Origin of the sequence: Chryseobacterium proteolyticum (assembly GCF_046591535.1) — a bacterium.
GTDB classification, from domain to species: domain Bacteria; phylum Bacteroidota; class Bacteroidia; order Flavobacteriales; family Weeksellaceae; genus Chryseobacterium; species Chryseobacterium proteolyticum.
Genome location: NZ_JBJLWK010000001.1, coordinates 511016 through 535645, shown reverse-complemented (window position 1 = coordinate 535645; position 24630 = coordinate 511016). Strand labels below are relative to the sequence as shown.

At 36.0% G+C, this 24630-nt stretch carries 26 protein-coding genes and 2 pseudogenes; 6 read left to right on the top strand and 22 right to left on the bottom strand.

Annotated elements, in window-relative coordinates; genetic code table 11:
* Positions 1 to 17 precede the first annotated feature (17 nt).
* The 10 genes and pseudogenes from ACJ5H0_RS02375 to ACJ5H0_RS02330 all read right to left on the bottom strand — a co-directional run bounded on the left by ACJ5H0_RS02375 (position 18) and on the right by ACJ5H0_RS02330 (position 7551).
* Positions 18 to 2152: pseudogene (locus ACJ5H0_RS02375) on the bottom strand (catalase).
* A 39-nt stretch (positions 2153 to 2191) separates the two neighbouring features.
* Positions 2192 to 2572 (bottom strand): hypothetical protein, encoded by a 381-nt coding sequence (locus tag ACJ5H0_RS02370; protein WP_273647948.1) that lies wholly within the window; start codon positions 2570 to 2572, stop codon positions 2192 to 2194.
* A gap of 11 nt (positions 2573 to 2583) precedes the next feature.
* A complete protein-coding gene (locus ACJ5H0_RS02365; protein ID WP_273647947.1) occupies positions 2584 to 2931 on the bottom strand; it encodes a hypothetical protein in 348 nt (115 codons plus the stop codon).
* A gap of 21 nt (positions 2932 to 2952) precedes the next feature.
* Entirely contained in the window at positions 2953 to 3543 is a 591-nt protein-coding gene (locus ACJ5H0_RS02360; RefSeq protein WP_172282913.1) for a ferritin-like domain-containing protein, read from the bottom strand.
* Between the two features lie 70 nt (positions 3544 to 3613).
* Positions 3614 to 4438 carry a KGG domain-containing protein gene (locus ACJ5H0_RS02355; RefSeq protein ID WP_306612231.1) on the bottom strand — a complete coding sequence of 275 codons (825 nt, stop codon included), beginning with the start codon at positions 4436 to 4438 and terminating at the stop codon, positions 3614 to 3616.
* Positions 4439 to 4656: 218 nt separating this feature from the next.
* Positions 4657 to 5271 carry a Crp/Fnr family transcriptional regulator gene (locus ACJ5H0_RS02350; RefSeq protein WP_411246966.1) on the bottom strand — a complete coding sequence of 205 codons (615 nt, stop codon included), beginning with the start codon at positions 5269 to 5271 and terminating at the stop codon, positions 4657 to 4659.
* Between the two features lie 63 nt (positions 5272 to 5334).
* Entirely contained in the window at positions 5335 to 5631 is a 297-nt protein-coding gene (locus ACJ5H0_RS02345; protein ID WP_411248079.1) for a cyclic nucleotide-binding domain-containing protein, read from the bottom strand.
* A pseudogene (locus tag ACJ5H0_RS02340) lies at positions 5597 to 5911 on the bottom strand (Crp/Fnr family transcriptional regulator). The gene ACJ5H0_RS02345 and the pseudogene ACJ5H0_RS02340 overlap by 35 nt, the downstream one beginning before the upstream one ends.
* 258 nt (positions 5912 to 6169) lie before the next feature.
* Positions 6170 to 6409: a hypothetical protein gene (locus ACJ5H0_RS02335; protein WP_273647943.1), complete on the bottom strand. Its 240-nt coding sequence runs from the start codon at positions 6407 to 6409 to the stop codon at positions 6170 to 6172.
* A gap of 257 nt (positions 6410 to 6666) precedes the next feature.
* Entirely contained in the window at positions 6667 to 7551 is an 885-nt protein-coding gene (locus ACJ5H0_RS02330) for a DMT family transporter (protein WP_172282921.1), read from the bottom strand.
* Positions 7552 to 7638: 87 nt separating this feature from the next.
* Here ACJ5H0_RS02330 and ACJ5H0_RS02325 point away from each other — a divergent pair, with 87 nt between their 5' ends.
* Positions 7639 to 9063, top strand: a complete 1425-nt coding sequence (locus ACJ5H0_RS02325; RefSeq protein ID WP_172282924.1) for an aminotransferase-like domain-containing protein — start codon at positions 7639 to 7641, stop codon at positions 9061 to 9063.
* Here ACJ5H0_RS02325 and ACJ5H0_RS02320 read toward each other — a convergent pair.
* The 5 genes from ACJ5H0_RS02320 to ACJ5H0_RS02300 all read right to left on the bottom strand — a co-directional run bounded on the left by ACJ5H0_RS02320 (position 9060) and on the right by ACJ5H0_RS02300 (position 12342).
* Positions 9060 to 9650 carry a Crp/Fnr family transcriptional regulator gene (locus ACJ5H0_RS02320; protein WP_172282926.1) on the bottom strand — a complete coding sequence of 197 codons (591 nt, stop codon included), beginning with the start codon at positions 9648 to 9650 and terminating at the stop codon, positions 9060 to 9062. The genes ACJ5H0_RS02325 and ACJ5H0_RS02320 overlap by 4 nt on opposite strands.
* The gene (gene ytxJ / locus ACJ5H0_RS02315) at positions 9647 to 10006 is read right to left on the bottom strand and encodes a bacillithiol system redox-active protein YtxJ (protein WP_411246965.1); all 360 of its coding nucleotides are present in this window, start codon (positions 10004 to 10006) and stop codon (positions 9647 to 9649) included. Before ytxJ ends, ACJ5H0_RS02320 begins: the two co-directional genes overlap by 4 nt.
* Before the next feature lie 18 nt (positions 10007 to 10024).
* A complete protein-coding gene (locus ACJ5H0_RS02310; protein WP_345988595.1) occupies positions 10025 to 10486 on the bottom strand; it encodes a DUF1569 domain-containing protein in 462 nt (153 codons plus the stop codon).
* On the bottom strand, positions 10480 to 11016 hold the full coding sequence (locus tag ACJ5H0_RS02305; RefSeq protein WP_172282930.1) for a YfiT family bacillithiol transferase: 537 nt from the start codon (positions 11014 to 11016) through the stop codon (positions 10480 to 10482). The genes ACJ5H0_RS02310 and ACJ5H0_RS02305 overlap by 7 nt, the downstream gene beginning before the upstream one ends.
* A gap of 183 nt (positions 11017 to 11199) precedes the next feature.
* Positions 11200 to 12342, bottom strand: coding sequence for a DEAD/DEAH box helicase (locus tag ACJ5H0_RS02300; RefSeq protein ID WP_411246964.1), 1143 nt, complete (start codon positions 12340 to 12342; stop codon positions 11200 to 11202).
* Between the two features lie 266 nt (positions 12343 to 12608).
* On the opposite strand from ACJ5H0_RS02300, the gene pncA reads away from it, so the two are divergent.
* Entirely contained in the window at positions 12609 to 13214 is a 606-nt protein-coding gene (gene pncA, locus ACJ5H0_RS02295; protein ID WP_172282934.1) for a bifunctional nicotinamidase/pyrazinamidase, read from the top strand.
* Positions 13215 to 13409: 195 nt separating this feature from the next.
* Here the strand turns inward: pncA and ACJ5H0_RS02290 are convergent, their stop codons facing one another.
* Complete coding sequence (locus ACJ5H0_RS02290; RefSeq protein ID WP_194304269.1) at positions 13410 to 14579, bottom strand: pseudouridine synthase; 1170 nt, start codon at positions 14577 to 14579, stop codon at positions 13410 to 13412.
* A 101-nt stretch (positions 14580 to 14680) separates the two neighbouring features.
* Between ACJ5H0_RS02290 and aroB the strand changes: the two genes are divergently transcribed.
* Entirely contained in the window at positions 14681 to 15727 is a 1047-nt protein-coding gene (gene aroB / locus ACJ5H0_RS02285) for a 3-dehydroquinate synthase (RefSeq protein ID WP_411246963.1), read from the top strand.
* A 75-nt stretch (positions 15728 to 15802) separates the two neighbouring features.
* Here the strand turns inward: aroB and ACJ5H0_RS02280 are convergent, their stop codons facing one another.
* Positions 15803 to 16576, bottom strand: a complete 774-nt coding sequence (locus ACJ5H0_RS02280) for a hypothetical protein (RefSeq protein ID WP_411246962.1) — start codon at positions 16574 to 16576, stop codon at positions 15803 to 15805.
* 509 nt (positions 16577 to 17085) lie between these two features.
* Between ACJ5H0_RS02280 and ACJ5H0_RS02275 the strand changes: the two genes are divergently transcribed.
* From ACJ5H0_RS02275 to ACJ5H0_RS02265, 3 genes are all read left to right on the top strand, one after another.
* Positions 17086 to 17733: a porin family protein gene (locus ACJ5H0_RS02275; RefSeq protein WP_172282940.1), complete on the top strand. Its 648-nt coding sequence runs from the start codon at positions 17086 to 17088 to the stop codon at positions 17731 to 17733.
* Between the two features lie 142 nt (positions 17734 to 17875).
* Positions 17876 to 18436, top strand: coding sequence for a porin family protein (locus ACJ5H0_RS02270; protein WP_411246961.1), 561 nt, complete (start codon positions 17876 to 17878; stop codon positions 18434 to 18436).
* 500 nt (positions 18437 to 18936) lie between these two features.
* A complete protein-coding gene (locus ACJ5H0_RS02265; RefSeq protein WP_172282943.1) occupies positions 18937 to 19641 on the top strand; it encodes a porin family protein in 705 nt (234 codons plus the stop codon).
* Between the two features lie 101 nt (positions 19642 to 19742).
* On the opposite strand, the gene ACJ5H0_RS02260 is transcribed toward ACJ5H0_RS02265, so the two are convergent.
* The 5 genes from ACJ5H0_RS02260 to ACJ5H0_RS02240 all read right to left on the bottom strand — a co-directional run bounded on the left by ACJ5H0_RS02260 (position 19743) and on the right by ACJ5H0_RS02240 (position 24514).
* Complete coding sequence (locus ACJ5H0_RS02260; RefSeq protein ID WP_411246960.1) at positions 19743 to 20690, bottom strand: glycerophosphodiester phosphodiesterase family protein; 948 nt, start codon at positions 20688 to 20690, stop codon at positions 19743 to 19745.
* Between the two features lie 165 nt (positions 20691 to 20855).
* The gene (gene purF / locus ACJ5H0_RS02255) at positions 20856 to 22349 is read right to left on the bottom strand and encodes an amidophosphoribosyltransferase (protein ID WP_172282947.1); all 1494 of its coding nucleotides are present in this window, start codon (positions 22347 to 22349) and stop codon (positions 20856 to 20858) included.
* 110 nt (positions 22350 to 22459) lie between these two features.
* Positions 22460 to 23179 carry a phosphoribosylaminoimidazolesuccinocarboxamide synthase gene (purC, locus tag ACJ5H0_RS02250; protein ID WP_172282949.1) on the bottom strand — a complete coding sequence of 240 codons (720 nt, stop codon included), beginning with the start codon at positions 23177 to 23179 and terminating at the stop codon, positions 22460 to 22462.
* A gap of 32 nt (positions 23180 to 23211) precedes the next feature.
* Positions 23212 to 23907, bottom strand: a complete 696-nt coding sequence (locus tag ACJ5H0_RS02245; RefSeq protein ID WP_172282951.1) for a DUF3307 domain-containing protein — start codon at positions 23905 to 23907, stop codon at positions 23212 to 23214.
* A gap of 1 nt (position 23908) precedes the next feature.
* On the bottom strand, positions 23909 to 24514 hold the full coding sequence (locus tag ACJ5H0_RS02240; RefSeq protein WP_172282953.1) for a SatD family protein: 606 nt from the start codon (positions 24512 to 24514) through the stop codon (positions 23909 to 23911).
* Between the last annotated feature and the right edge of the window lie 116 nt (positions 24515 to 24630).

Here is a 24630-nt window from a genome sequence, read left to right as displayed (position 1 = left end):
GTGTGTAGTATGAATTTCTAAGAATTCCTTTCCGTTTCCAGATGCCACACCCTATGACGGGCAATAGCGTCGATAAACCGGTCTTCTGAATTCTGATCCGATGCTTTTATAATCGCAGGGTCTTCGTGCTTTTTATGAGCTACATTAGAATTAGCATAAAGGTTATCCGTTCCAGCTCCAAAATAAAGAGCTTTACAGTGTTGATACGCTTCGTTTATAAAGTTGAGGACTGCATGTTTGTTTTCAGGGCTCAAAAGCTCTTTTTCAGACAGTTCTCCCGGACAAAGCAATAACGCATCAAAACATACACTCTTTGTACTGGTGAGAGAATGCTTGGGAATAAAAGAAGTACCATCATCAGCTGTCACGGGTGCTACGCTCGGACCTATGATCTGTACCTGAGCACCATTCTTTTCAAGAAGGTTTTTCAGCCGGGTTGTTGATTTAGCATCTGTTCCGTTTCCCATTATAAATCCAATGATCCTGCTTTTAATAGTATCTTTAACCGTATTTTCCATGCTTAAGGCCTCTGATTTCGAAATTTCAGGTTCCCTTTCCTCGCTTTGCAATTCTTTCGGATCCGCATCTGCCGGTATACTTTGATTGGGCTGCTCAGGTTTTTTAACTTTTACCCCTAATTTATTTGCTACAATGGATGCCAGCTTTTCATCTATGAATGCTAGTTGACCCACTAACCTTTCCCTGATTGCAGGAATGGTTACTTTAGAAAGTTCAAAAATAAGAGCATTTTGCAAATGGCGCTGTTCCGGATCAGATTGACTGTTATAGAACAGCTTTGCCTGGGAATAATGATCAACGAAACTCTTACTTCTGGATCTTATTTTAGCTCCTGAGACAGGCTCCTGATGAGAAACAAATCCGCCTTCCTTCATCATAGCCTGGAAAGGACATCCACCTCCTATAGAATTGGGTTCGTAACTTACTTTTCCTTTAACGATCTGTTGTCTCATATGGCCGTCACGCTGATTATTGTGTACGGTATTTACAGATCTGTTAATAGGAATTTCATGGAAATTGGGTGAACCTAACCTGGATAACTGGGTATCTGTATATGAAAACAACCTACCCTGAAGCAGAGGATCATTACTGAAGTCTATTCCGGGAACAAGATGTCCGGGATGGAAAGCGACCTGTTCTGTTTCAGCGAAAAAATTATCAGGATTTCTGTTTAAGGTTAAAGTTCCTACAATCTCTACGGGAACAATTTCCTCAGGAATAATTTTGGAAGGATCTAAAAGATCAAAATCAAAACGATGCTCATCTTCTTCAGGCACTAACTGTACCCCCAGATCCCATTCAGGAAAACTTCCCGATTCGATGGCCTCCCAAAGATCTCTCCTGTGAAAATCCGGATCTGCACCTGAAATTTTCAAGGCTTCATCCCATGCAACAGAATGTACTCCCAGCCTTGGCTTAAAGTGAAATTTCACGAAATGGGATTTCCCTTCCTCATTAATCAGTTTAAAAGAATGGACACCGAATCCCTCCATCATTCTGAAACTTCTTGGGATGGCTCTGTCGCTCATCAGCCACATGATCATGTGCATGCTTTCCGGCATTAAAGAAATAAAATCCCAGAAAGTATCGTGTGCTGAAGCAGCTTGCGGAATTTCGTTGTCGGGTTCCGGTTTTACGGCATGGATAAGATCAGGAAACTTTATAGCATCCTGAATAAAAAATACAGGCATATTATTCCCCACCAGATCATAATTTCCTTCATCTGTGTAGAATTTTACAGCAATCCTCTTACATCCCTTGCCAGGTCTGTGCTTCCCCGGCTACCTGCAACCGTTGAAAACCTGACAAAAACTGGAGTTTCTTTACCTATCTCACTGAGGAATCTAGCTTTCGTGTATTGGGAAAGACTTTTTGTTAATTTAAAAACGCCATGAGCTCCTGAACCTCTCGCATGAACTATTCTTTCGGGTATACGCTCATGATCGAAATGGGTGATCTTCTCCCTGAGAATAAAATCTTCCAGTAAAGTGGGTCCCCTTTCTCCTGCCTTTAGCGAATTCTGGTTATCATTAATTTTAAGCCCCTGGTTCGTCGTTAACATTTCCTTGTCGTTAGAGGTACTTAATGATTCCAGTTGTTCAATCTTTTGATTATTTTGTGCATCTTTTTTCATAATAGTGTAATTGTTGATTGGTGTTACTCCGAAGAGCTGTTATTCTATGTGATTTATTTCTCTGTCCAGACTATTGATAAGTTTCTGAAGATATTCTTCTTCTTTTAAGACCTTATAATAAGCTGTTTTAGCATATAATGTAAAATTCATATTCCCTGTTGTTTCATGAATATTGGGATGGGTTATTGAACTTTCATTTTGGTATCGGGTGATGGAAGCAATACATTCTGTTGTATAATTATCCAGTGTTGTTTTCAATTGTCCACAGCTGGCATTATGTTTTATTTTTTCCAAAGATTTCATAACAAATGCACTTACCCCATAGGTATTAATGATACCGGGAAATAAAGATTCATTCTCAAGGATATTATTTTTATCATAGAGGCCCGAATGTTTTAATGTTTCATTTTCAAATATCATAACCGTGAATTTTAAATTTCTGGGACTTTCAGATACTTGTCAAAATAATGCAGATCTTCTTTGTTCTTTATGGAAAGATAAAACATGAGCTGTTTCGGTTCCTTTGATCCAATACTGTTAAAGTCGTCAAAATGGCCTATCATGGCTCTGATGCTTTCGGTTTCAATATTCTTCACCGTAATAAAAACAAGAAAAATATTCTGTCCGATTTCCTTGGCATATACAGTGGCACTGTCTTCCAGCCATTTCCCTTTATTGGTAACCTCTTTAAACTGATCACATTGTATTGATTTGATTATCGCCTGGTAATTCATTTTGCTATAAGGTATTAAATAAGCCAGATCAATAGAAGCATCCATCTGGCTTATATAGGTAAATGTTTAATCTTCCTGCTCAGCATCAAAATTGATGTAGGTCTCAGCGATCTCCGTTAAGGTATAATCTGTATCCTCTTCTTCTTCGAGAGTTTTCTCCAGAAGATCCGCTGCCTTATCATGTCCCATTGTTATAGCGAGCTGGGCAAGGCCACCATAGGTTGCTATTTCATAATGTTCTACTTTCTGCGCTGCAATAATTAAAGCTGCATCACGGGTCATCGATCCGTCTTTCGTGGATTTTATAATCTCTTCTCCTTCCTTAATGATTCCTTTTATAGCTTCGCATTCTTTCTTTTCAGGTTTTTCATCAATTAATTTAAAAACCTTTTCGAGGCGGCTTACATGTTTTTTAGTCTGTAACTGATGATCTTCAAAAGCATCTTTCAGCTCCTCTGTCGTAGCGGCTTCCTGCATTTTTTCGAGAGCATCAATAATTGCATTTTCAGCAAAATAAATATCTTTTAATGCACTTACGAAAAATTGATGGAGGGAAGAATCTTTCATCTCCTTTTCATTAACAGAAGCGTTTCCTACTGTTATTTTCTTTTCAGGAGTTGTTGTAGCTGTATTGGTTTCTGATGTTTTCGTTGCCATAATGTGTGGTGTTTAATAGTAAAGATTGCCCCTTCTATCAGGGAAGGGACAATCTGATTAATAATATAAATTATGAATTACGTCTGCCTCCGAATCCTGATCTTCCGGAACCTGATCCCGAACCCGATGATCTTCCACCTCCATGAGATGCCTGACCGCCCATACGGGCGATTCTTGTACGTTCAGCTTTGCTCATGGCAGCAAAACCTCTTCTTGAACTTCCGTTTCCGGAATTTGTCCCACGGCCAGAGGAATTACCACTATTTGATCTAGAACCTGAACCTCTGGAACTACTATTGCTTGATGATCTGCTATTGGAACCGGAATTTCCAGATCTGGAACCCGAAGAAGACCTTCCACCTCCATGCGAAGCTTCACCACCCATACGGGCAATTCTTGTACGCTCAGCTTTACTCATAGATGCAAAACCTCTTCTTGAAGTTCCATTTCCTGATGAACTCCCTCTTCCTCCGGAACGTGATCCGGAATTAGAGTTGCTACGGGAACCAGAGCTACCTCCTCTTCCTCTTCCTGATGTAAATCGGCCCTGACTGTCTCTTTGCTGATTTCCATTTCCTGACCTACCACGACCTCTGTTGCCACTGCCATTGTCATCGTCGTCGTCATCTTCATCATCATAATCCTCATAATCGTCATCTTCATAATCTTCATCTTCATCGTCGTAATCTTCATCATCATACTCCTCATCGTCGTCATCATATTCATTATCATAATAATCCTCATAATCTGAGAAATCATCATCATAATCCTCTTCTTCGGATGCGTCGTTATAACCATGGTCATAACCTAATTGATACACTTCTTCAAGTGTTGATCTTGACTCATTGGATGAATTACCTCTTGAACTTCGATTGTTTGAATTTCTGGTGTTCATAACTTTAAATTTTTGTAATTAATATTGCGTGATGTTATTAATTATTGAACGTGACTAGTATTGAACAACAATTAATGATTTGATGTTTTAAATAAATTGTACAGCAAAAAAAGGAGTAATTATTTTACTCTGGAAAAGGAATTACATTCCTTAGTTGTAAATTAGTATATCAAAGATAGGAGATTAAAATACCTATTCTTATGACTTGAATCATGTTACTAATATAAAATTCGTCTATTTTCGATTTTAATAGAATTTTCTTTTTCCATTTTCTTTAACGTTCTGATAACAGTCTCTACACGCAACCCGGTAAGGTTGGCAATCTGCTGTCTCGTCAGCTCTATGGGAAATTCAAACTGGCAGTCATTCTCCGAATAGCTCTTCAGGTACTCCATGAGCCCTTTCAATCTAAATACAGGATTCTGATATGCCATATACTGGGTCATCAGTATTTTATAGTACAGCCTCTGAGAAAGGCAGGCGTTCATTGTTAGAGAAAGATCAGGATTTTTTTCCAGTAACTTCAGGAAGCTTTCTTTTGATATCCTTATAATTTGTGTAGATGTTAACGCCGTTGCATTTGTTGGATATAATTTATCCAGAAAAAGTAGAGGATCTCCAAAACTCTGGTTTTTACCTAATATATTCTGGATAAATTCTTTTCCTTCTTCGTTATAATTATTAAGCTTTACTTTTCCATCAACAATCTGAAAATAATAAAGCGCATGGTCACCTTCTCTGAAAATCAATTCTCCTCTTTTATATATTTTATCTTCTGCACCAAAAGAATATAAAAGTTTTTGGTCAATATTCATGCAGCTTATTGTTTTCATTCTGTTTCCATTTGTACCCAGAAAAATACTAAAACTAAACCTTAATACAAAATTTTTCTGTTTTCAATCTGCACGGTGCATTCTTTTTCCATTTTTTTTAAAAGATCGTATGACTGTTTCTACACACAAGCCTGTAAGATTAGCCATCTGCTGTCGGGTTAAAGGAATAGAAAATGAATAAGGGCTCTTGTCATTATGAAAGCTCTTCAGGTAATCCATCAAACCTTTTAGGCGTGTTATAGGATTAAGGGAAGATATATTCTGCATCATTACATATTTATAATAAAGCCTTTGTGATAAAAAGCTGCTGATTTCGAGATAGAGCTCAGGAGATTCTTCCAACAATTGAAAAAAAAACATTTTTAGAAACTCTCAGGATATTACATTCCGTCAATGCCTCGGCATTCATAGGATAAGGCTTATCTATGAAGAGGATAGACTCGCCACAGCATTGTCCTTCTGATAAGATGTTCTAGATAAATTCCTTACCATCTTCATTATAATTATTCAATTTTACTTCACCCTCTACAATCTGATAATAATAGTGCGGAAAATCTCCCTCACTAAAAATTAATTCTGAAGGACTATAGTGCCTTATCTCAGCTCCTATGGAATATAAGATGTTTTCGTTGATTACCATAATATTTAGTTTTTGGTATTATTATATAAAACAAAGTTCACAAAAACACCCTAGTAAAATATTTTAATGGACCAATGCTTTTACAAGTGCAATAATTGCACCTATTGATTATTTTTTATGTTAATTATGATTTAATTAACTGATTGAAATACAAATTATTATATGAAAACATTTTACGTAAATCTATCAACAAAAGGCATTCGTGAGATATCACGAATACCCATTTACTTGAAAGAATTTTTACGTTAGTTTGAAGAATTATCTCTTTTTATTTGTGGTAGAATCCTGTGCAGGCATAGTGGTTGTGCCGGATTGGGCAGTACTGTCTCTGGAAGGCAATGATGTAGTCATCGTGTCAGAGGCTGGAGGAACAGCTCCCATCGTATCCCCCGGAACTGTAGTTACCGTGTCAACGCCGTTATTCATCTGATTTTCCTTTTCTTTTTTGCAGCTCAGGATAAGTAAACCCATGATGCTTAATGATAAGATCAATTTCATAATATTTTTATTTTGTGGTGTGTGGTGTATATAATATAATTTTAAATAAAAATTAATCATATTTATATATGAACGATTATTTAATAATTATATTTCAAATCTACAGATAAAACATTCATAAATTTATGACTTCAATCATAAGGTTTTTTGTGTGAAAGTTTAATTTATAATACCATAAAGCCTTACCAGAGTGATTTATATACAACAAAAAAGACTGCCTTACAGCAATCTTTTCTTGTTATAATATTTTAAACCTTTTATTTTGCAAATTTTTTGGTCCCGGCAACACATAAAATCACACCAATTGTCACTCCCAGCATTCCTATACTTACAGGTTCATGAAGCAGATAGGCGGCCAATGCAAGTCCAAAAAATGGTTGTAAAAGCTGTAATTGCCCTACACTCGAAATTCCTCCCTGCGCAAGTCCTTTATACCAAAAAATAAACCCGATAAACATACTGAATAATGAAATATAAGCTAGGCCAAACCATCCCTGTCCGCTTACGGTTTCAATATGGTTGGGAAAATAGATGAAAAATAAAGGGATCATAAGGGGTAAAGCCAGTATCAGCGCCCAGGATATCACCTGCCACCCTCCTAGTGTTTTTGACAACTTAGCACCTTCTGCATAACCAAGCCCACATAAAACAACAGCGGCAAGCATCAGGATATCGCCAACAGGAGAAGCCGATATCCCCTGCGAAACAGCATAACCTATAACCAAAAGGCTGCCGGCAATAGAAAAAAACCAAAATACAGGATGCGGTCGCTCACCACCTCTCAGTACCCCGAATATAGCCGTTGCAAGAGGAAGCATTCCTAAAAACACGATAGAATGTGCAGATGTGATATATTGAAGGGCCAGAGAAGACAACAAAGGGAAACCAATAACACATCCCAATGAGACCAGAGCTAATGGGAATATCTGTTCCTTTACCGGACGTTTTTCTTTATATATCAGAATGACAGATAAAGCCAATACACCGGCAATGGTTGCCCGCGCGATCGTTACGAAAATTGGGTTCATATCCATTACGGCTAATTTTGTGGCCGGCAGCGAACCGCTGAATAGCAATACTCCGATAAATCCGTTGATCCATCCGCTAAGAGCCTGATCTTTTGAAATTTTATTCGTTATCATTTTATATTATTATAAATCAAAATTAGAGAGGAAAAATAAATAAACACAGTCTCAGTTTTGTATATTTGCATGAGCACAGTTTAAGATATGAGTAAAAATTTTTTGTACACAGAGATCACCAATGGTTTTGTTTCACAGATTACAAGCGGCGTTTTGAAGCCTGGTGATAAGCTTCCGTCGGTAAGAAAATTATGCCTTGAGCATCAGATTAGCATGAACACGGCAAAGCGTGTATTCCTGGAACTGGAATCCATGTCGCTCATTGAACCCAAACCACAGTCCGGATATTTTGTAAGTCAGTTACTTTCGGTAAAACTTCCGCTTCCTGAAGTCAGCAGGCCATCACTGATTGCCAATAATAACGAACCCGATGAACTCATCAGTAAAGTGTATGAAAATATGGGAAAGAAAAATCTTACCCTTTTTTCCATAGCAATTCCATCCGGAGAATTATTACCGCATGCAAAACTTAAAAAGGAAATCATCCATGCCACACGGGAGCTTGAATATGGAGGCGCAGAGTATGAAGAACTCCAAGGGAATTTAAAATTAAGAAGAATGATCGCCCAAAGATCTTTATCCTGGGGCGGAAACTTTAGCGAAAATGACCTTGTGACGACCAACGGTGGAATGAATGCTTTGTCATTTTGTCTGATGGCTTTAGGAAAACCGGGAGATACAATAGCTATAGAAAGCCCATGTTATCCGGGCATCTTACAACTGGCTACCGGCTTTGGACTTAAAGTATTGGAATTGCCTACCCATCCTGCCCATGGAATTGAAATCGAATCCCTGAAAAAAGCTATTCCTAAAATTGACATCTGCTTATTGATCCCTAATTTCAATACTCCTTTAGGAAGCTGTATGTCTGATGAAAATAAAAAAGAAGTCGTAAAACTTCTTGCCGAAAATAACATTCCGCTTATTGAAGATGATGTGTACGGGGATATTTATTTCGGAACACACCGTCCAAAATGCTGTAAGTCCTTTGATACAGAAGGAAATGTTTTGTATTGCAGCTCTATCTCAAAAACGCTTGCCCCGGGTTATCGTGTAGGATGGATTGCTCCCGGAAAGTACAAAGACAAAATCCTCAAACTCAAACTTCTTCATTCCACCTCTTCTATTTCTATTGTAAATGAAGCCGTTGCTAATTTCTTAAAAACCGGGAAATACGAAAAACACCTTCAGGAACTACGGAAAACCCTGCAGGCTAATTATCAGAATTATGTCCAGACCATTGCGCAGCATTTTCCGGAAGGAACCAAAACAAGCAGGCCACAGGGAGGGCTTTCCCTCTGGGTGGAATTCGATAAAAAAATACAGACCCGGAAATTATACGACCTTGCCATTAAGCAAAGTATAAGCATTGCACCGGGAAGAATGTTCAGTCTCCAGGATCAGTTTGAAAATTGTATGAGAATGTGTATTGGGCTTCCCTGGTCAGAAGAAACCCAACAAAAGTTAATAGAGGTAGGAAAAATGGCTAAAATGATTGAGAGGGAATCTTAATCAACAACAAAGTTTTTCCTTGCTAATTCCTTTCTTACACGGCTCAGGCTTTCTGGGGTAATTCCTAAATAAGATGCGATCATCCATTGTGGTACCCGTAATAATAAATCCGGGTACATTTTAATGAATTTAAGGTATCTTTCTTCCGCAGTCTCGCCTAATAATGAGCTGATCCTGTCCTGAAGACTTCTGACGTGCTTTTGTAAAAGAATATCCCGTCTTTCTGCACTGTCCGGAAACTGGGAGACCAGTTTGTTAAAAAAGTCCGGATGAAGAAATAAAACTTCGGAATCCTCCACAGCCTCTATATAATACACCGATTGTTCGTTAAAGTAAATACTGGTGCGGTCAGAAATCAGCCAGCTTTCAGGGGCAAATTGTATGATGTGTTCTTTTCCGTTCTTATCGATAGAATACATCTTTAAAAGCCCTTTTTCTACAAAAAATACATAGCGGCAAATTTCGCCGTATTGCAGAAGGAACTGGTTCTTTTGAACTTTTTTTACTTCATAGTGCAAGCTACAGCCATTAACCTGTTCTGTGGGAACATTTAAAACCTGAGCTAGGTAGTTATTAATATTCTTCATTGTGCGATTTGGGTTATTGATATATTCTGATGCGAAGCATTATTTACGGCTTTTCCGTTTTCTACTACAATCAGTTGAGGACTTTGATGGGTTACATCAAGATCTTCTGCTATCTTATTGGAAATAGGTCTGTATGCCAGCAAATCAAGAAAATATAAATCTGCATTGGTACCGGCATCCTTAATTTCCGATTCAAAATTCCTGAGCACCGTCTTACTGATAAAACAACTGGTAGAATGTTTGAATATGGCAACCTTGTTATGGTATGATCTTTCTATAGCTTCTGCGAGATCTTTCTCGGATTCTATTTTTTTTCCAGAAAGATTTCTGTTCCGGTTTTTCTTCTTTTCCGCCAAATATTTTATCAAAAAAACTCATACATTAAATTGTTTTAGGTGATGATCGAGATGTTTATACTCCAGAAAACCCCAGTCTTTCTCTTTCATTTTTCCAAATAGAACATGCTTTTCCGGCAGGTTATCTTGGGTATAACATTCCCAGTATTCATTCATTGTTTCTAAGAGTCCTTTTCTGGCCTCAGTAAAATCACATTCAAAATTAACGATAAGTTTTCTAAAAGTAGGCATATTTCGGGGAATTCCGTTATTAAAGACCTGCATTTCTATTTTAGTGAGCACTCCTATTGTCTCAAAAAGGGGATTGATAGTGGAAAGCCAGGTTTTTCCCAATGCAATGCCAAGAATAAGGTCACAATGTTTTAACATTTGAGCAACATTCATCTTACCCCATTTTCCTGGAGAATTTTCAGTAAGCATAGAAATCCTGTTGAGGATCTCATCAAAATAGATTCGGTTATGCAGACTCTTTTTTACCAACCTCTCTCCTTCTTCAGATTTTCAATATGAGTAAAATGATGATTGCAATGCCAGCTATAAAATGCCAGATAGCTTCTAAGGTCATAATCCTGATGGTTTTCAGGATGATGAAATGTTCTTTCGAATTGTTTATTCGTGAGTGTTTTAAGGAGGATATACCATCTTTCGTGAGTTCCTTTGATCATTCTCATTGCCGGTTTCACAGGAGAACTTCTGCTGTCCTGGAGTTCAGCCCATTTTGCCTCTTCATAAGGTTTTATGGTTGGATTATTTTCCGTTAAAGCCAATTTAAAACGAATGAAACTATTAATATGGCTGTCTGCAATATGATTGACAAGCTGTCTTACCGTCCATCCACCTTCCCGATATGGGGTATCCAATTGATCATCCGAAAAGTTTTCAATCAGATTTTTTAGTTTGGCAGGAAAGTGTTTGATCACTTTTATATATTCATCCAATTGGATATCATCGATGCTTTCCGGCTTTTCAAATGGTCCGATCGGATATTTTTTTAATTCTAAATTGCTCATTTTTAATTATCGTGGTTAATATGTTCTTCATCCTTTCAATAAATAACAGAAAGGTTTTTGCCCTTCCGGAATTTTTTCTAAAATTACTACAAGAAAAGCTATCAGCCAACAAAAAAATAGGGATTAACGGGATAAAATAAAACGCCTCAATTCTTAAAAAAAATTGAAGCGTTTTTATTGTTTCTAATAACCGTGAAGATCAATTCCTTCCGTCCTTTGTAATGTCACTTTTTTACCCATTTTCTTTTGAATAACCCTGAAATGTTGCAACTCATCATCCGTGAGGATTGAAATGGCGGTACCTTTTTCATTGGCTCGTCCCGTCCTTCCGATACGGTGAATATAATCCAAGGGTGAACGTGGTAGCTCATAATTGATCACACAAGGCAAAGACTCAATATGAATGCCTCGTCCCAGTAAGTCCGTAGCAACCAAAATCTGAGCACCGTTTACCTTGAACTCTTCCAGATTATTTCGTCGGGCACCCTGTGACTTCTGACTGTGAATGGCTACTGCTTTAATTTTATTCTTTTTAAGCTTTTCAACCAGATTATCTGCTGACTTTGTTGAAGATACAAATACCAAAGCTTTTTCAACCTTTTTCTCTTTGATTAAATAACGCAGGAAAGGCCCTTTGTGTTCAGGAGAAACATGATAAGCCAGTTGCTCAATATTATCAATTTCAACTGCTTCCTTTTTTATTTCAATAATAACGGGATTATGGGATAAACGTTCTTTTATTTCAGAAACTTTATCATCTACAGTTGCTGAAAACATAGTCGTTTGTTTCATAGCCGGCATTAAAGCAAAAAGCTTATTCATTTCGTCACCAAATCCAAGCTGAAACATTTTATCTGCCTCATCAATCACCAGGTGCTTTATTTCTGAAATGCTCAAAGCTTTATGTTCTATCAGGTCCAATAAACGTCCTGGGGTCGCAATAAGGACTTCTACTCCGAACATTCCTTTCATCTGAGGGTTGATAGAAACTCCACCATATACTGCCATCGTACGGATATCACGTTTCAGGTTTCCGGTAAAGGCTCTGAAAACTTCATCAATCTGGATTGCCAGCTCACGCGTAGGAACCAATATTAAGACCTGAATATTACGGTCTTTCTTAACTTCTGCATTCTGTAATTTTTCTAAAATAGGCATCACAAAACAAGCCGTCTTTCCCGAACCGGTTTGTGCAATTCCCATCAAATCCTTTCCTTGTAAAATAACAGGAATAGCTTGCTCCTGAATTGGAAATGGCTTTAAATAGCCTAGCTTTTTGACAGATTGAATAATATTATGTGATAATCCCAAAGACTCAAATGACATAAATACATATTTGCTGCAAAGATAAACTATTGATATTTGGTTTACACCCGAACCAGATTATTAATTTTACAGGTGAATGAGTCTGTTGGGATGGAAATTAATTATTTAAAAATTTAATCTATAATCAAGGACCATTTTCTGTGATGAACTCATCCATTGACAATGGTGAATTCTTTCATAAAGTGTCGTTTTGTCCGATAATTCGTGTTTGGACAATTTTTTGAGTATTAGTTTTTGTAAATTTATCAAAAATTCGAGATTTAAATATGAAAAAAGCACTAATAATAGTAGATGTTCAGAATGATTTTTGTGAAGGTGGAGCTTTAGCGGTTCCGGGAGCTAATGAAATTATTCCTTATATCAATCTTTTAATGGAGGAAAACGAATATGACCAGATTGTTTTAACCCAGGATTGGCATCCCGCAGACCATAAAAGTTTTGCCAGCAACAATGGAAAAAAAGTAGGAGAAAGTATTATTTTAGGTGGTGTTCCGCAATTTATGTGGCCGGATCATTGCATCCAGGGAACTTTCGGAGCAGATTTTCATAAAGATCTTAACAGGGATAAAGTAACACATATTATTCAAAAAGGAAAGAATACCGAAATTGATGCTTATAGCGGTTTTCAGGACAATAATCATTTTATGAAGACCGGATTGGATGACTTCTTAAAATACCATGACATTCAGTTATTGGAAATCGTCGGTCTGGCAATGGACTATTGTGTAAAGTTCACCTGTACAGATGCTGTAGCAAATGGATATGTTACCTGCCTTCATTTTAACGGAACACGCGCGGTTAATGTAAAACCGGATAACGGTAGAGACGCCATTTACGAAATGATCCAGAAGGGAGTTACTGTTTTAGGATAGTCTTTTATTATCATAAAAATAAAAAGCACAGTTAATTACTGTGCTTTTTGTGTATCGATTACACCGGAATGAAATCAGTATAAATGACACAAATAGTTTTTACTGAATGGTATTAAATAAAAAAGCGTGGTTATTCTTTTACCACGCCTATATTTTTCAGTTTAAAAACCTTTTTGATCAATTAAAAATTAATTTCTAAAGCATTTTTAAATTGTTAACTTCTAATTCCGTAAGAATTCTCCAATGACCTCTTTTGATATTTTTCTTTGTTAAACCTGCAAACATCACCCTGTCTAAAGCTTCCACTTCATACCCTAATCTCTGGAATATCCTTCTTATAACACGGTTCCATCCGATATGGATCTCAATTCCTACCTCATTTTTAGGCTTTCCTTCAATAAACGAAATCTGATCCACCGTAGCAACGCCTTCATCCAGACGGATACCTTCAGCAATAAGTTTCATATCTTCATGTGTCAGTTTTTTGTCCAGTGTTACATGATAGATCTTTTTAGCATCAAAAGACGGGTGTGTCAGTTTTTTGGTCATATGTCCGTCATTCGTTAAAAGAATAACGCCTGTTGTGGAACGGTCCAGTCTTCCAACCGGGAACACACGATAAGGAGACGCATTTGCAACAAGATCCATTACCGTTTTTCTCGCTTTATCATCTTTTGTAGTGGAAATATATCCTTTCGGTTTATTCAGAAGGACATAAACAGGTTTTTCAGGAGTAATATTTTGTCCATCAAAAACTACTTTATCACTTTTCTGAACCTGATAGCCCATTTCAGTAACCACTTTTCCGTTTACTTCTACAAGACCCTGTGTGATCAGTTCATCTGCTTCCCTTCTGCTGCATATTCCTGAATTGGCTATATATTTGTTAAGACGGATCGTATCTTTATGGACATCTTTTTCGATCTTGCTCAATCTTCTTTTCTGTACAAAAGATCTTGCCTTATCTTCATCTCTGTCATTGCCCGATGAAGGTCTTCTACCATATTTTAAGCTACCTCTCTCATATTTATCTCTTGCATCAAAGCTTTTCCCTCCTCTTTTAGGACCTGGCTTCCCATAGGTCTTTTTTTCTCGTCCTTCACTTTGATTGGTAATATAAGGTGTTCTCTCAGGTTTTGATTTACCTTCTTCAGCACGTCCTTCAAAACTTTCCTCACTCCTCTTAAACTTCGAACTGCTGCTTTTGTGGTCAAAATTCCTCTCTCCTGCTTTAGGAAAAGATTTCTTGAAAGAACCTGATCTTGAAGAATTTCCAGATTTAGAAGCACGAGAATCATCAGAATTTTTTCTGGTTGAAATTCTTGGTCTTTGTGGTTTCCCTGATTTATTATTATCTCTGCTCATTCTAAATATTTTTGCAAAGATAGTAATTTAGTTACGAGTTAAAAATTAAGAATCATAACTTTGCAATATTGTTCTACAATTAAATTTATATTATTCCAGAAATGATAACACTATTAAACGATCAGTTTTCCCAGCTTAATGATTTTTTGCATGGAAAATCTTTCAGCAAAATTTTCATATTGGTTGATGAAAATACACATGAATATTGCCTTCCGGTACTTTTGGGCAATATGGAAACGGATCTTGCTTTTGAAATCCTGGAGATAGAAGCGGGTGAAGAAATGAAGAATATTCAGACTGCCAATCAGCTTTGGGAGATTTTAACGGAAATGCAGGCAGATAGAAAAGCTCTGGTTATAAACCTCGGTGGTGGTGTTATTACCGATATGGGCGGATTTGTTGCCTCAACCTATAAAAGAGGGATCCAGTTCATTAATGTTCCTACTACTCTATTATCGATGTGTGATGCCTCTATTGGAGGAAAAACAGGTATTGACCTGATGCACTACAAAAATATGGTAGGTACCTTTACCTTTCCTGAACAGATTTTTGTATATCCTAAGTTCTTAGAAACACTTCCCTTCAAAGAATTACGAAGTGGTTTTGCTGAAATGCTGAAGCACGGGTTAATTGCAGACCGTTTACATTGGGAGAATCTGATCAAAATACAAAAGCTGGATGTAGAATCAGTACTACCACACATTCAGACCTCGATGGCGATCAAACAGGATGTTGTAGATCAGGATTTTCATGAAAAAAATGTCAGAAAAACTTTAAATTTCGGACATACTATCGGTCATGCTATCGAAAGTTCTTGTCTTGAACAGGGAAATCCGGTTTTACATGGAGAAGCAGTAGCTGCCGGAATGATCTGTGAAGCACATCTTTCTCACCTTGAAAAGTTAATTTCAAAAGAAGATTCGGAAATGATCATTGACCATATCAAAAGGTATTATCCATACCTGGATATCAGTGATTTTAGCGATGAAAATCTGATATCTCTATTATTAAACGACAAAAAGAATACGGAAAAGAAGATTAATTTCTCTTTGCTTTCCGGAATAGGATCGTGTGTTTTTGACCATGAATGCAGCCAGGAAAATATTGAAAAATCACTGCATTTTTACAGAAAACTGAATGATGCATAACATCCCTGTTTACTTTTCAGATAAAATTAAGAATCCTGATTGTTTGATCAGGATTTTTTAATGATCAGATCACCTCTACAGTGTATCATAAGTATTGAATTGAATATGCTTTATCAGCCGATGTCTGATCATTTGAAATACCTTTTCCAGGTCCTCCACATCATCATATAGAAAGGGTAAGTAAAAACCGATCCCTTCAATATAAATTTTTATTTTGTCTCCGTTCCAGGTGTTATTAACCTTTTCAACAGAAATCTGATCTGTAAAATAAGCTTTACGCATTTTTTTCTTAAAAAATATAGATAGCACACTTATGTTTCGGGTTGCAGTTCCAAAGTCGTAAACAGGGAGAAATTCGATGCTGTCATCATTGATAATTAACTGTACGATTTTCCTTCGTCTGATAAAAAGCTTAATTCCTGTCAAAAAACAATAAATAGATCCCATAAATAAAATAACATATAAGAGCATCAGAACAATTACGATTACCGAAGGTTCCATATAAATTTCTTCAATAATTTCAGGGAATAGCTGAGTGAAAAGATAAATGAAAATTGCGGACAAAAATATCATTGACATACTTAGCAAACTTGTCCGGAAAGTTGAAATATAGAAGATCTTTTGTCCAGGTTCATCGACGTATTGCCTGGATGATAAAGATTGATCTGCTTTGGATAGAAATAGATTATAGATTAATTTTAAACTTAATGCAATGATTAAAATACCCAGGCAGATCATTACCCATACGTTTAATGGATAAAAAGTTTTACCAGCCACCATAGTCAACAGCAGTAGAATAACCAATCCCAGAATAGGAAGTATAAATTTCAACTGCTTGTTTTGTTTCATTCCCAGATTAGTTTATTTTTCATTTAAGGTTCAATATAAACCCTGATCCTTAAGTTTTATAATCAAAATTACAACTTATATACTGTATTGTATTACAGACGATTAAAAATATATTAAAAGAATGATTTAAATTACTATTCATTAAAGGCCTTATGGTTTTTCATAAAGGAATTTTCATCCGGCCTTGATTTTAAAATAAATTCCATTTATTTCAAAAAAGGAGTAATATATATCAATTACGTTCAAGTCATTTGAGTATTATTTTCCTCGAAATAAGCCTAATTTAGAATTTAAACTGTTTTTAAGGAATGTTAAACAAATGTTTGTTTACCCATCGTAATGATATGATTTGAAGCATTTTATAGTAGTTTTCAATAGTATTTGTGAACCTGACTTTTGTCATGTTTTATGTTTTGGCATCTAATTTGAAAGATACTCTGCGTCAAACGAAAGTTGACAAGTAGTAAAATTTAAAATTAAGAATAGTAAAATATTAAAAAAATTAAGTTATGAAAAAGTTAATTTTAGGATTAGCAGTAACTGCAAGTTCATTAGCATTCGCTCAGACAACTTCTACTTCATCTTCTAACCCGGTTACATTTGGTGTTAAAGGTGGTATGAACGTTTCATCTCTTTCAAAAGGAGCTGACCTTAGTGATTCAAAATCTAAAATCGGATTCAATGCAGGGGTTTTTGCAAACATCCCGGTAGCGAGCTCATTCAGCATTCAACCGGAGGTATTGTATAATGACTTGGGTTCAAAAGTAACCAGAGAATATACAGTATTAGGTAATAATTTTAAGGATGAATCTTCAAGAAATTTAGGTTATATAGCTGTACCGGTAATGTTCCAGTATAATGCAACTCCTGAATTCTTCTTGGAAGCAGGTCCTGAATTCGGATTTTTAGTAAGTGCTAAAGATAAATTCAAAAGTTCTACGAATGATAATACAAGCACAAGAACGAGAAGTCTTGACAAAGATGCTTTCAACACATTCAACTTTGGAATCGGTATTGGTGCAGGATATTATTTCACACCAAACCTAGGAATTACAGCTAGATATACTGCCGGATTAACAGATATCTACAAAAACAACAATGGTGATGCGATGAGAAACAACGTATTCCAGGTTGGTTTAGCTTACAAATTCAAATAAGCATAAAACACATTCAGATAACAAATTTTGATTTCAATAAAATGGTTAGATTTAATGGTTAAATCTAACCATTTTTGTTATTTTAACATAATTTGGCAAGAATTTTGCAGCAAAACAGTACAAATTAAAATTAAATATAATCATGAAAAAATTATTATTAGGTTTGGCAATCGTTGCTGGTTCATTAACGTTTGCTCAAACATTTGGAGTAAAAGCAGGTCTTAATATTTCTACAATTTCAGGTGGTGATTCAAAATCAAAAGCGGGATTCTATGGTGGGGTTTTAATGAATGTCCCTGTAGCTCCTAGCTTTAGTGTACAACCCGAAATCTTATACAATGGATTAGGCGCAAAAGCTGATGGAAATAATGATGTTAAAGTAAATTTAGATTATATCTCTGTTCCTGTGATGTTCCAGTATAATGCAACTCCGCAGTTTTATCTTGAAGCAGGACCTCAGTTTAGTTTCCTGATCAATTCAAAATTTAAATACAATTCCTATTCTAGAGATGGAAAGGATTTTGTGAAAGGTTTTGATTTTGGTGTAGGTCTTGGTGCAGGATATTTCTTTACGAAGAATATCGGTGTGAATGCAAGATATGTTGCGGGTGTTATAGATATTGCTAAAGAAGTTAATAACGTACAGGCAGATGGAAAAAATAACGTATTCCAGATCGGTCTTACTTATAAATTTAATAAGTAATAATATACTTAATAACAAGATAAGCGGTTAGATTTAATAAATTTAACCGTTTTTTTATATCCGGATCTCCTGTAATGTTCTGTTTTCACATTGAATAATCATTGCAATGCATCCATTGATCAACAAATTATGATCATAAAAAATTATAAAAGTCTGATCAAAATGGTCACCTGCCATTTTTGTAAGCTTCAATTCATCTGGAAAGTTGGGTGAAAATGGTCATAATTAACGATGAATAAAGGGTGTTGAATAAAAAAAAATGAAAAAAAGTTTGCATTTTTTTTCAAGCAATTTTAACTTAAAAATTAAACAAATTAGATTGTTTTAACTAAAAAAATCCCACGTATGTGGATTATCACTTATTCTTTTAAAGAAGCGGCTCGCAGCTTATCTTTCTGCAAATCATAAAATTATAATTATGGCAAGCCTTTTGCAAAATACACCCCATCTGAATGAATAATTCGGATAACAAGAAATAGTACAATTTAAAAAATAAAATTATGAATAAGTTATTTCTAGGACTAGCAATAGTTGCCGGTTCATTAGTATTTGCTCAGGAAACACAAACAACAGCTACTATTACTACTGTTAACAAAGAAAAAGAACCAATCAGATTTGGTATTAAAGGTGGAGCTAACTCCGCTCAATTCAGTCAGCAACAATTAAGTGCAAACAATCAGAAAATAGGATTTAATGCCGGTGTTTTTGTAAATATTCCTCTTTCAAAGCAATTCAGTATACAGCCTGAAGCATTGTATAACCAATTAGGAGCAAGAAGTGTTCTTTCTTCTACTGAAGTTACTACGGGAGCTACTACTGTAAAAACTCAACGTGATTACAAAACAACATTGAATTATGTTTCAGTACCGGTAATGGTTCAGTTTAAGCCAGCGGATAACTTTTATGTAGAAGCAGGTCCTGAATTCAGTTATTTCATCGATGGAAAAAACAAAGGTGAAAATACTGTTACAAGCACTACAAACGGTATCGCTACCACTCAGAAAAATTCAGTTTCTGAAACGATCAACAAAGATGACATCAATAAATTCAACTTTGGTCTAGGTCTAGGTTTAGGATACTATTTCACACGTAATCTGGGAATCAACGCAAGATATGTAAATAGCTTGACTAAGATTGATAAAAGCAGACCTGCTGCTGAAAACAACAACAGAGTATTCCAACTAGGTTTGAATTATAAGTTTTAATAACAACAACCAATTTTTTAACCATAGAATGTAGTTTTCTGCATTATAAAATGGCTGGAAGAATAACTTCCAGCCATTTCTATTGTATGAGTAAGGCAAATCTATTCGAAAATTCGCGGGTCATCGCTGATCACACCATCTATTCCCATTGCTTTTAATTCCTGCAGTCTTTCTTTCGAGTTTACTGTCCATGGTATGACTTTCATTCCGAGTTTGTGACATTCCTGCACCAATCCGGGTGTGACAAGAGATTGATCCGGACTGTAAATTGTAGGAGTAAAACTTAAGAATTTCATATCACCCGATACTCCATTAAGATGATCGGGATACATTCTGAATTTTTCGACAGGGATATTTTTAAAATAATTCCGCTGCTGGGCAAGCTTTTTATCATCCACCTTCTCTACCAGTAAGGCAGTCATTATTTTAGGATATTGTGCATGGATAAGCTCTAAGGTTCTTGGATCGAAGGATTGAATAATAACCCGGTCCTGGATATTTTTTCCTACAATGATCTTCATCATCAGATCGACAAATTCCTTAGGTTCAGGATGGAAAATATCGTCCGAAAAAGGTCGCGTTTTAGTCTCTATATTATAAAACGGCAAAGGCCTTTTAAGTTCCCGGGCATAACTCTCACAGGCATCTATAACATCTGAAAAGAGCGGTTTTTGTACCCTCATTTTCTTTTGGTCAGGATAATTGGCTAGTGTTTTCATCCCTACATCAAAAGTTTTGATCTTTGCATAAGGCATTTCATAAATTTTGTAATAAAATCCTGAATCCCGGGGAATAAATGTTCCGTCAGGCTTTGTTACCAGTTCAGGTGAAAGAAATGCATCGTGAGAAAGAATCACCTGCTTGTCTTTTGTGATGGCAAGATCCATTTCAAGTGTCGTAACCCCCATCTTTAAAGCATTTTTCATTGCAGGGATGGTGTTTTCCGGATATAAGGATTTTCCGCCCCGATGCGCCTGGTTATCAAAAGACTGAGCTGAATATAGCTGAATAAACAGAAATAAAATACCTGTGATAAATGTACTTTTCATAATCCTGATCTTAATTACGCAAAATTAAAGCATACCGGCATATCCTGTACGATAATAGTATTAAGCTTTTGCTACATTTATATCAATTATTTTTTTCGACAATAAAAACGAAAAAGACCTGATATTATGTTATCAGGTCTTTTTATGTATTGATTGTTGAGACAATTAATTAAATAGCTCTACTTCCTCCCCTTTTGCTACAGGATATTGTTCTGTAAAACATCCAAAGCAGTGATTGGAAGATCCTAAGATTTCTTTAAGGTTTTCTGTACTGAGGAACTCTAAAGAATCTACTCCAAGGTAGTTTCTTAGCTCTTCAGTCGTCATATTGGCTGAAATCAAATCATCTTTTGATGGAGTATCAATCCCAAGATAACAAGGTGCAATGATCGGAGGAGAAACACTTCTGAAATGGATTTCCTTTACTCCGGCATCCTTTAAAATCTTAACCAGTCTTTTAGAAGTAGTTCCCCTTACAATAGAGTCGTCAATAATAACTACTCTCTTGCCTTTAATTTCAGATATAATAGGATTCAGCTTCAGGTTAACGATCCTTTCTCTCATTTCCTGAGTCGGAACAATAAAACTTCTTCCGATATATCGGTTTTTAATTAAAACCGGGCGGAAAGGGATCCCTGATGCTTTTGAAAAGCCAATCGCTGCAGGTACTCCTGAATCCGGAACTCCGATAACGATATCTGCATCCACAGGAGCTTGTTCCCAGATTTTTTCACCCGACTTTTCTCTGATCTCATACACATTAATGTTTTCTAATGTAGAGTCAGGTCTTGCAAAGTAAATATATTCGAAAGAACAGATTCTTTGTTTTCCTTTTTCATTCACCATATAAGACTGTAATCCGGTCTCATTTTCGTTGGTGTAGATGATCTCTCCAGGTAAAATATCACGAACATACTGTGCTCCCACTGCGTCCAATGCTACGGATTCAGAAGCCACCACATATGATTTTTCATCAATAGCTCCTAAAACCAACGGTCTGATCCCGTTGAAATCCCTGAATGCAAAAAACTTATTTCTCGTCATTCCTACCACGGAATAAGCTCCTTCGATCTTTTCCATTGTTGCTTTGATCGCTCCTCTTAATCCCAGATCAAGGTTTTTCTGGATTAATCTTAAGATAACCTCAGAATCTGAAGTTGCTCTGAAAACAACACCTTCTGCCTCCAGTTCGGCTTTCAGTTCTTTTGCGTTCGTTAAATTACCGTTATGTGCAATCGAAAGTATAATCTGGTCATATTCATTTTTCGCAAAAAATGGCTGGAAATTGTACTTCTTTTTGTCTCCTGCCGTAGTATAACGTGTATGCCCTATTGCAGAATTCCCCATAAAAGCTTCAGGATCCTGAATATCTTTATAAACGTCTAAAACCAACCCCTCGTCTTTCAGGTTATTGATCTTCCCGTTTTTAAGAACGGAAATACCACAGGCCTCTTGTCCTCTGTGCTGTAAAGCAAAAAGTCCGAACTGAGAAAGGGAAAACGTATCCAGATCATTGTCAGAATACAATCCGAAAATACCGCACTCCTCATTCGGAGCATCAAGTCTTTCCTCTTCTTTTGTTCTGAAAAGGTTTCTACCGTAAGTCTGGTTTTTAAACTGTTTTAAATATTCACTTTTATGAATGTCTAAACTTTTCATTTCTATTTTTTCTAATCTAGATTTTATTTTGATAGATTCTACAATTAGATGTGAAATTCAATATTATGTTAAATACAATCTCAAGTCTGATTATAAATCTTCCGTATTACTTATTTATTAAGTAAAGCTTTCAGTCTGTTATAGATTTCGACATACGCTTCAGTTACTTCACCTAAGTCTCTTCTGAATCTGTCTTTATCTAATTTTTTCATGGTGTCTTTATCCCATAATCTGCATGTATCAGGAGAGATTTCATCTGCCAGGATAATTTCACCATCTGATGTTTTCCCTAATTCGATCTTGAAGTCAACCAGGATGATATTCATTTTATCAAACAGATCGATAAGGATTTCGTTGATATCAGAAGTCAGCTCGTACATTTCGTCAAGCTCTTCATACGTAGCTGCACCTAAGAAAACAGCGTGGTGATCATTGATCAAAGGATCTCCCAATTCGTCTTTTTTATAGCAGATATCAAAAATAGTTACCGGAGACTTTATACCTTCCTCTACTCCTAATCTCTGAGCCATACTTCCGGCAGAATAGTTTCTTACAACCATTTCCAAAGGAATAATGGATACTTTTTTTACCAATTGTTCTCTTTCGTTCAATTGTTTAATGAAATGAGTTTTAATCCCTTTTTCATTTAAATACTCAAAAATTAAAGTGGTGATCGCGTTGTTCATTTCGCCTTTAAGATCAACCTGTCCTCTTTTCTGAGCATTGAAAGCCGTAGCATCATCTTTGAAACGCACTACTACTTGATCAGGATTATCGGTAGCAAACACTTGTTTAGCCTTACCTTCGTACAACATTTCTTTCTTTTCCATTTTCTAAATTGTCTTTATAGTTAGATTTATAATTATTTTATTAAAATTCCCGTTAAAACAGCCATTCCAAAACTTAAAAGCGTTCCTACCAATACATATTCAGTCAACTTTCGTTGTTTTGCCTGTGCAAGGTCACTGAATCTGAATACAGATTTGGCAGCAACCATGAAACCTACCCCTTCCCAGTGGTTTACCAGAATAAAAATAAATACCAGCAAACGTTCCAGGATTCCTATATATTTACCTGCACTCGTTAAAGATTCGGTTTGTATATTATTCTGAGCTTCAGCAACCGGAGTCCATGAAGACAGTAATATTTTAATGATAATAGATGAAGGCGTCGTTAAAAATAAAACAGCCATTACTATTTTCAGAAATTCCTGATTTTCAAATATCGTTACATCAAATTCTTTAAAATAAAATGAAACACCTAGAATGACCAGAATATGAAGAACCTGATCAATAAAAAACCATCTTTTCTTTGTTTTAATGTTTTGAAAGATAAGCTTAGCGGCATCAATGATAAAATGAGAAATACCTACCAAAGCTGCCACCCACCAAAGTTGAAGGTTCCAGAGGAAAATAAAAGTTAAAGCGGTATGTATGAGAACATGCAGGTAGAGATACCTACTTTTAAGTTTACGATTTTCTTTATCAGCAACCCATGAATTTGGCTGAAGAATAAAATCTCCGAGTAAATGTGCCAATATGAGTTTAGTGAAAATCATGTTACAGTTCTGAAATTTTCTTTCTAAAATATTGATTTGTCTCTACGATAAGGTCATAGTTCGCCCGTTTTAGCCTCTGGCTTACCGAAGATTGCGATATGGCAAACTTCCTGGCTAGATCTTCCTGGGTGATATCTTTATTCATAATCATTTCATGAATAATTTCTGCGGTAGCCATTGTCCAGTTATCAAAATCTTTTGAAGCCCACTTTAAAAGAATATTGAGGTCCCTGTCTACCGTTTCGTTCGATGTTTTAATAGCAACAGTATCACCATCACTCTTTAATCCATTCAGTAATCTTCCGGAATTAACGTAGGCCGTTCCATTGGATTCGGTAATCTTTTCGGATGAAAAGTTTTCCTCACCAATACCGATGGCTATCCTTACATCTAAATTTTCCTGACTTTTTATAATAGATTTTATGGCTAGAAAACGCCAGAAAACTTCATCGATAGTACACTTAAACTGAAATTCATCTCCTCTGTAAATTTCCCATGTGAGGGGTGAGCTCCCCCAATTCTCCAGGAGATTCTTTAGTTTGGTAATCCAAACTTCTGTGTCTGCATGTTGCGAATTTATAATATCACCGGTGATGACCGCTATCATTTTGCAAATATAAGCATAATTACTTATAAATAAAAGATATAAGCAGAAACACTTATAGATATTAATTATTAGTGAATCTGCTTATATCAATATCCTGTAAAACAGTAGATTCAACG